Source organism: Pseudomonas edaphica, from assembly GCF_005863185.1.
Classification (GTDB): domain Bacteria; phylum Pseudomonadota; class Gammaproteobacteria; order Pseudomonadales; family Pseudomonadaceae; genus Aquipseudomonas; species Aquipseudomonas edaphica.
Map to the genome: position 1 here is coordinate 1 of NZ_VBVZ01000290.1, position 7658 is coordinate 7658.

At 64.4% G+C, this 7658-nt stretch carries 9 protein-coding genes and 1 pseudogene; 3 read left to right on the top strand and 7 right to left on the bottom strand.

The genetic code is table 11. The annotated features are described in order from the left end of the window. The 6 genes and pseudogenes from FEM54_RS18885 to gspG all read right to left on the bottom strand — a co-directional run. Positions 1-278 (bottom strand): annotated as a pseudogene (locus FEM54_RS18885) (type II secretion system protein GspE); the annotation flags it as partial. A 127-nt stretch (positions 279-405) separates the two neighbouring features. After that, positions 406-2730 (bottom strand): type II secretion system secretin GspD, encoded by a 2325-nt coding sequence (gspD, locus tag FEM54_RS18890; RefSeq protein ID WP_138452442.1) that lies wholly within the window; start codon positions 2728-2730, stop codon positions 406-408. Beyond that, complete coding sequence (gspM, locus tag FEM54_RS18895) at positions 2727-3239, bottom strand: type II secretion system protein GspM (RefSeq protein WP_138452444.1); 513 nt, start codon at positions 3237-3239, stop codon at positions 2727-2729. The genes gspD and gspM overlap by 4 nt, the downstream gene beginning before the upstream one ends. Continuing rightward, the gene (gene gspL / locus FEM54_RS18900; RefSeq protein WP_099549246.1) at positions 3232-4317 is read right to left on the bottom strand and encodes a type II secretion system protein GspL; all 1086 of its coding nucleotides are present in this window, start codon (positions 4315-4317) and stop codon (positions 3232-3234) included. The genes gspM and gspL overlap by 8 nt, the downstream gene beginning before the upstream one ends. After that, entirely contained in the window at positions 4314-5219 is a 906-nt protein-coding gene (gspK, locus tag FEM54_RS18905) for a type II secretion system minor pseudopilin GspK (RefSeq protein WP_171045867.1), read from the bottom strand. Before gspK ends, gspL begins: the two co-directional genes overlap by 4 nt. A gap of 8 nt (positions 5220-5227) precedes the next feature. After that, positions 5228-5677, bottom strand: a complete 450-nt coding sequence (gene gspG, locus FEM54_RS18910; protein ID WP_017139656.1) for a type II secretion system major pseudopilin GspG — start codon at positions 5675-5677, stop codon at positions 5228-5230. 148 nt (positions 5678-5825) lie between these two features. Here gspG and gspI point away from each other — a divergent pair, with 148 nt between their 5' ends. Continuing rightward, on the top strand, positions 5826-6191 hold the full coding sequence (gene gspI / locus FEM54_RS18915) for a type II secretion system minor pseudopilin GspI (protein WP_017139657.1): 366 nt from the start codon (positions 5826-5828) through the stop codon (positions 6189-6191). Here gspI and FEM54_RS18920 read toward each other — a convergent pair. After that, positions 6178-6609: a type II secretion system protein N gene (locus FEM54_RS18920; RefSeq protein WP_138452447.1), complete on the bottom strand. Its 432-nt coding sequence runs from the start codon at positions 6607-6609 to the stop codon at positions 6178-6180. The two genes, gspI and FEM54_RS18920, sit on opposite strands and share 14 nt — an antisense overlap. Positions 6610-6702: 93 nt before the next feature. On the opposite strand from FEM54_RS18920, the gene gspH reads away from it, so the two are divergent. Together gspH and FEM54_RS18930 are read left to right on the top strand one after the other, a co-directional pair. Then, positions 6703-7155, top strand: coding sequence for a type II secretion system minor pseudopilin GspH (gene gspH, locus FEM54_RS18925; RefSeq protein ID WP_026013888.1), 453 nt, complete (start codon positions 6703-6705; stop codon positions 7153-7155). Continuing rightward, the coding region (locus FEM54_RS18930) for a PulJ/GspJ family protein (protein ID WP_138452449.1) at positions 7152-7658 on the top strand (507 nt) is incomplete at its 3' end. The genes gspH and FEM54_RS18930, both read left to right, overlap by 4 nt.

A 7658-nucleotide genomic window follows, 5' to 3' on the forward strand; every position in this document is an offset into this window, starting at 1 on the left:
ACTTCGGGCATGTTCTGCATCAGGCGGTCGAGGTCGACTTCGTTCTCAGCCGCGCCAACCACCGCCGCCGCACTGCCGGTGTCGGCATAGGCACTGGTGAGCAGGCCGTCGAGTTCGTCGTCGCGCACATGCTCCAGGCGTGATTGGCCGAACTGGCGCTGGACCTCGCTGATCGACCAGCCGGGGGTTGAGGGGCAAACCGTCAGCACCCTGCCTTCATCGCCGGGGCGCAGGAGGATGCGCTGGGATTTGGCCCAGACGTAGGGGAGCAAACTCATACACCACCGTACATGTGGGAGCTGGCTTGCCTGCGATAGCGGACTTTCAGCTGAAAAATGTTCAACTGACCCACCGCCATTGCAGGCAAGCCAGCTCCCACAGTTTGATCTTCATACTTCAGGTAGATCACGGCCGCACCTGCGAAACCGGCACTGCCCGAATCACCGCCCTTGGCCCCTGCTGCTGCGCCCCGGGAATCGCCTTCTCCACCGAAGGCAACTGCGGCGCCTGCACATCCGGCAGCGCCCAACTGTGCTCCGGCTGCAACCCGCCCTGGGCGCGGCGCATGAATTCATAGCGGTTCAAGGTGATACTGCGCCCAGCGCCACTGTCGCGAATAATGTAGGGGCGTAAAAACACCATCAGATTGGTCTTGGTGACGCTGCGCTTTTCATTGCGAAACAGCGCCCCCAACCCAGGGATATCCGCCAGCCACGGTACCGCGTCATTGCTCTGGCTATAGCCGTCCTGCAGCAACCCGCCGAGCACCATGATTTGCCCGTCATCCAGCAAAATACTGGTGTCGATCGCGCGTTTTTGGGTCACCGTGCCCGCCTCCACCGAGGCGCGCGTGTCGACGCTGCTGACCTCCTGGTAAATATCCAGCTTCACCGTGCCGCCTTCGGAAATCTGCGGCCGCACGTTCAGCTTCAGCCCCACCTCTTCGCGCTGTACGGTCTGGAACGGGTTGTTGCTGGTGCCGCCGCCCCCGGTGACATAACTGCCGGTGACAAACGGAATGGTCTGGCCGACAAAAATGCTCGCTGCTTCGTTGTCCAGGGTCAGCAGGTTCGGCGTGGACAGCACGTTGGTGCCGCCTTTGCTCTTGAGGGCGCGGGCCAGCACCTTGAGGTCGAGCACCTTGCCGATCCCCGGAATATCCACGCTGCCGTTGACCAAGCCGATATTCAGCCCTTTGGGCAACACATCAATGCTGGTCTTGCCGGTGGTGACCAGCCCACTGCCGCCCAGGTTAACGCCGCCAAAACCGCCCTTGCCGCCAAGATTGCCTGCCTGCCATTGCACGCCGAACTCACTGGCGTCATCTTCGCTGACTTCAACGATCAGGCTTTCGATCACCACCTGGGCGCGGCGCTGGTCGAGCATGTCGATCACTTCGCGCAGGTTGCGGTACAGCGGGTCGGGCGCGGAGATCAGCAAGGTGTTGGTGGTAGCGTCCGCCTGGATCGTCACACCACCAGCGCTGAACGCAGTGTTCTGATCGCTGGGGGTGCTGCTGTTGGCGCTGCTGCCCGAACTGCTCGACTGGCCGTAGCCCGACGACTGCACACCACTGCCGGTGGGCGCGCCGCTGCTGTTCTGAGTATTACTGCCCTGGTTATTCTGGGAGCCGCCGCCCATCGAGCTGAGTTTGCCACGGGCCTCATCGCTGACCCCGGACTCGCTCTCACCGGTCAACAGCCCGCGCAACGACTGCGCCAGCTTGCCCGCCTGGGCGTTGCGCAGGTACACCACGTGCATATTGCTCGGGTTGCTCTGGGCATTGTCGAGTTTGTAGATCAGGTTACGCGCCAGCTCTGTGCGCTCGGGGCTGCCGGAACGAATGATGATCGAGTTGGAACGCGGGTCGCCCACCACGTTGATCTTTTGCGTCTGGTCGGCACCCTGGGTTTCCAGCAATTCAGCGACCATGGCCGCGATATCGACGGCGATGCCGTTCTGGATCTTCACCACATCGGTGTCGATAGCGCTGGGCGTGTCGATGCCGTCGATAATCTGCGCCACCCGCGCCAGGTTTTCAGCATAGTCAGTGATGACGATGCTGTTGTTGCCGGGGTAGGCGTTGATCGGGTTATTCGGCGACACAATGGGACGCAGCACCGGAATCAGGTTGACCGCATTTTCATATTGCAGCCGAAAGGTACGCGTCTGCATGCCGCTGCTGCCGGCGCTGTAGATCGGCCCGCCGAGCAGCTTGGCATCGGCCTCGGGCACCACCTGGGCGACGCCGCCCACATCCACCACGCTGAAGCCCTGCATGCGCAGCGCCGCCAGCAGCATCTCGTAGGCCTGATGCGCCGGCACCTGGCCTTCGCTGACCAACGTGAGGTTGCCCTTTACACGCGGGTCCACCAGAAATTGCTGGCCGGTGGCGCGGGACAAGGCACGCACCACCGCCTGGATATCGGCGTCCACAAAATTCAGCTGTACCGGCTGGTCACCCAGCGGGTTGCGCGCCTTGAGCACCGCCGGGGCATGGCCACGGGCGCTGTTGGTCACCGGGTGCTGCACGCGGGGGGCCGGCGCGGGTTCGCGCTGGCGGTCCAGCACGGTTTCGCCGCCGCGCCGCGTGTCGGCCAATGGCTGGCCCAGCTCGCTGTCCACCAGCAAAGGCTTGGGTGACTGCGGGTTACTGCACGCGCTCAGGGCCAGCAATAGCAGCGGCGCGACTTTGCGAAAAGGCGCGGAGTTGGGGACTGACCACTTCATGAAGCTTCCTTAGCGCCAAGCGCCTGATCCATGCGAACGGTCCCGGACACAGTGCCGGCCGAGTTGTCGACGGTATCCGGGGCGCGTTGCAAGCGTGCCTCGGACACTTCCAAAGAAAACGAACGGGGGTTACCCAGCAGCCAGTCCACCACAAGGTCGGCCGGGGCCTTCTCGAAGGTCAGCCGCCAGCCACCAGGAGCCAGCGCCTGCAGTTGGTAATGACCTTGCAGGCCGGCGCCGTCGAGGGCTTGGCGCAGCGCGGTTTCATCCGCCTGACGCGGCGCCGCGACGCCCTGCAACAGCACCTGCAAGGCTTCGGCCTGGGAGCGCAGCTTCGGGGTTTCGACCTGCCAATAGTCGATTTTTTTTAGCGCCGGCTGAACCAGCACCAGCCAGGTCAGCAGGCTCGCCAGGATCAGCCCGGCACCGGCCAACATGCGTCTTTCACGCACGGCCAGGCCAGTCCAGAACACCTGGGACTGACTGCGCATCTGCTGCCACTTATTCATCGTCGTCCTCCTCCGGGGTGACGGTGTTGTCTGCCGGCCCCAGGGTCCAACCTTGCTCATCACGGGTCGCGGCAAAACCGGCTTCCGCCAACGCCGCCTGCCAGTCGCCTTGCGCCGCCGGGCTATGGCTGTCGGCCAACAGGCCCAGGTGCAAACGGCCCTGCTCAAAGCTCAGGCTGTCGACACTGCCGACCATAAACGGCAAGTGGCTGCCCGCCAGTTGCAGCAGGCTGGTAAAGCGTTGGCCGGGATCAGCCGCCGCCCCGCTTTGCCGCGCCGCCAACTGTTGGCGCACCTGCTGCAGAGGGTTGAGGATCACCGGCAGCTCGGGAAAGGCCTGGCGCACCTGTTGGCTCATCAGCGCCTTCAGCCGCTGGCCTTCTTCGGCCTGGCGGGCGGCGTACAGGTTCAGGCCAACGGTCCAGATAACGACGGCCAGCGCCGCACAGGCCAGCGCCCTGCCCCAGCCGCCGGTAGCACGTTGATTGAACTGCCCCTGCAAACCCCAGGCGGGCACTGCGCCGCTCCAGCGCTGCGCGGCCTCGACCAACTGCACATCAAGGGTTTGATCCAGGGCGTGTTGCCCCAGTGGATGCACGGTGGCTTGTTGCAGGCTATGTCGCGTGAGCAAATGCCCATCGTCCAGCGCCGCCGTGGCCACCGGCAAGGCATACGGCGCCGGGTACAGGCCGCGTAGCTTGAGCGGCACCTGCGCCAGTACCTGGCTCAGTTGCGCCAGCCCGGCCTTGGGCACCCAGGCCACCTGCACAAGACCGTCGCTGCCACGCGGGCCGTGAGCCACCTGCATCTGATCGATTGGCCCAAGAATCAATGCCTGCGCGGCGCAGGCCACGGCGGCAGCGGTTTTGGCGGCGGGTAATGGCGGCAACTCCAGGCTGGTCAACAGGCTGTCACGCGGGTGCAGGAAGCAGTCCACTGGCTGGCGGGGCTTGCCCAATTGCTTCAGGCTTTCGCGGCCCTCGGCGATCACCCTGCCAGCGTCCAGCCAGGCAAAGTTCACCGGGCTGTCGACCGTCAGTTGATCAAGTGGCGGCAAGCCAATGCGCAAACGCTTCATACACCCACCCGCGACCAGATCACCTGCGGCTGGCGGTCTTCGGGCCGGTGCAACAACGCCTCGATCGTCACTCGGCGTTGCTCGCGACGGGCCTGGCCCTGCAAACGGAACCACTCGCTGGTAATACCCACCTGCACCGAATCCATCGCCACTTGGGGCATGCGCAGACGGTTAACAAAGTCGCCACGGTTGATAAACCAGCGCCCGCTGTCGCGTTCGGCCACCAACGCCTGGGCCTGGGACAGGCTGAGCAGCGGCACCACCGCGCTGAGCACTTCGGCGCTGGCGGTATTGCCGTTGACCCAGGTGTTGCCGGGCAGCACGCTGACAAAAGCGTGCAGGCGCCGCAGCACCTGTGGGTCGATGCCTTCAATACCACTGAGGTCATCGAGGCTGCGCAACATCGGGTATTTAGCCGGCAGCCGCTCATCCGACGCGCCTTTGTGTACAACGCGCTGGTCATAGGAGCCGATTACCCGCTGGCTGATGCGACGGCTCAGGGCCGGGTCGACGCCGATCAGCCGACACAAGCGCTCGAAGTGCTGCAATTGCTCGTCATCTTGTTGCTGGCGATTGACTAGGTTGCGCAGGTTGAACTTGCCCTGTTCATCCTCCAGCCGCCCTTCAAACACACCGCCCTGGGCGCGTGCCCACGGCTGGTCGAGGCGGGTCAACACATCCTTTTTACGCGCGTCCCACAGTAACAGGCGGCTCTGTTCCAGCGCGCCCAGCAACAGCCACTGGCCCTGCACGCGCTGCTGCTCGGCCTCAAGGCTACGGGTGAAGACGGTCTGGCGTGTGAGCATGGCGCCGGCGATCACCGCCACCACCGCCGCGATCAGCAGCGCGCTGATAATCGCCATGCCGCGCTGCTTCGCCGCTGCGGGCGAATGCCTGTTCATGGCGGGCCTTACAACTGCCAGGAGCCGATATCGGCATTCACGCCGTCGCCATCCGGTTTGCCGTCGGCACCCAGGGAGAACACATCGACCTCACCATTGGCGCCGGGGTTGAGGTAGTGATAAGGGTTGCCCCACGGGTCGTTGGGCAGGCGCTCCAGGTAGGCGCGCCAGTTACTGTTCTTGGCGTCGGCCGGGCGTTCTACCAGCACTTTCAAGCCCTGGTTCATGCTTGGGTAGCTGCCGTGGTCGAGCCGATAGAGTTTCAGCGCCTGCATCAACCCGCCGATATCCTGCTTGGCCGCCGTGGCCCGTGCCTGGTCGGGCCGATCGAGCACTTTGGGCACCACCATCGCCGCCAGAATCCCGAGGATGACCACCACCACCATGATCTCGATCAAGGTGAAGCCACGTTGGCCGCGCGGGCCTGGCAATGGGGACGTTAGGGGCGCGATTTCCATCTCGACATTCCTTGGCTTGGGTGCATTTCGTGGCGCAGTGTTGCAAGAACACATGTCAGTCGTATTGAAAATCCTCGGGAGGTTTGGTCGCTAATCGGTCAACTGCCGGCGCTAGTCTGCGGGCCTGTTTCCCGGCTTTGAGAGCGCCATGTACAGCCGCCGCAAGGAGCAAGGCTTTACCCTGATTGAAGTGCTGGTGGCGCTGGCGATCATTGCTGTGGCCATGGCGGCGGCCGTGCGCGTGGCCGGGTTGATGACCCAGAGCAACGGCCTGCTGCGCGACAAATCCATCGCGTTGCTGGCCGGACAAAGTCGGTTGGCGGAGCTGCGGTTGGGCGGACAGCTACGCAGCGGCAAAAAGACCTTCGACTGTGACCAGGGCCGACTGAAGCTGCGCTGTGAGCAGACCATCAACGCCGAGGGTCGCCTGTTTCAGGTCAGCCTGCTGGTGCTCGATGCCAGCCGCGAAGCGCCGCCGCTGGCGCGTCTGGCGACCCAGGTCATGGCCGAGTGAGTGACGGTAATGCGGGCGCGTCCGGCAACTTGTCGAGGTTGACGCGCAGCTTCTCGCCGCCGCGCTCGATCTCCACGCCATCACCTTCAATGGCCGTCAGCCGCACACCGGGGCTCAAACGCTCGCCGAGCAGGAAGCTGCGCGGCGGCCCATCGTTAAGGCTGAGGATCGCCACCGCGCCACGCGCGCCGGCGAGCACGCCCGAGACTTTGACCTGCAACACCGAGGGCGCGCTGGCAAACCACTGCAACGCCGGGTTGTCACTGCGCGCCGCCAGCGTCTGGGGCGCGACCTGGGGCGTGTGGGACTCGGCGGATGTCAGCAGCAACGGCGTCCACACCGCCACCCCGGCCAGGGCCGCCAACAAGGCCAGCGCCTGCACACCGTGGGCGGGCGAAAATCGAAGAGCAAATGCCATGAGCGGGACCTCCTGTCTGTGCGTGCTTTCAGCCTACAGGCCAATTCGCACGTTTTTATTTCACAAGCTCACCAGTTGTTCAGGAGTCGGGCGATGAAACAGCAAGGCTTTACTCTGATCGAGTTGATGGTGGTGCTGGTGATCATCGGCATTGCCAGTGCCGCCATCAGCCTGACCATCAAGCCCGACCCGCTGCACCTGCTACGCAAGGATGCCGAACGCCTGAGCCAACTGCTGCAAGTGGCCCAGGCTGAAGCCCGTGCGGACGGGCGCCCCATCACCTGGCGCGCCGACGCCAAGGGCTTTGGCTTCAACCGCCGCAGTGATGACGGTTCAGGTATCGAGACCTTCAAGGGCGACAGCCAACTGCGCCCGCGCCCGTGGGAACACACGCCGATGCAGGTCTCAATCGAACCCGGGCGGGTGCTCGTACTCGACGCCGAATGGATCAGCCCGCCGGTGCGCGTGGTGCTGTCCGATGGCCAATACAGCCTCAGCCTGCAGCGCGATGCGGCCGGGCTGATGCGTGTGGTGACTCAACCATGAACCCATCCCAGCAAGGCTTCACCCTGATCGAAGTAATGGTGGCGATCATGCTGATGGCGGTGGTCAGCCTGATCGCCTGGCGTGGGCTCGACAGCGTGACCCGCGCCGACCAGCACCTGCAGGCCAGCACGGAGCAGACAGAAGCGCTGTTGCGGGCGTTGAACCAGCTGCAACGCGATGTCAGCCTGCGCGCCAGCGTGGAACTGAGCGCGCCTGGCCCAACCGAAGACGACACCGCCAAACCTGCCGGGTTGGCCGCCGTGACGGTGCGCAGCTCCGACAGCAAGGGTTTTACGCTGGAGGTGATTCGCAGTGCACCGGTGGCCGGAGATGGATTGCAACGCGTGCGCTGGTGGCTCAAGGGCGACAGCCTATACCGTGCGGCGGCGCCTGCGCGGGAGCGCTTTCCGTTGCCGGCGGCCAAAGGCGGGGTTGTGGTGTTGAGCGGGGTCAGTGATGTGCAGGTGCGGGTGTGGGAGGCGGACAAGGGTTGGCGGCAGTTG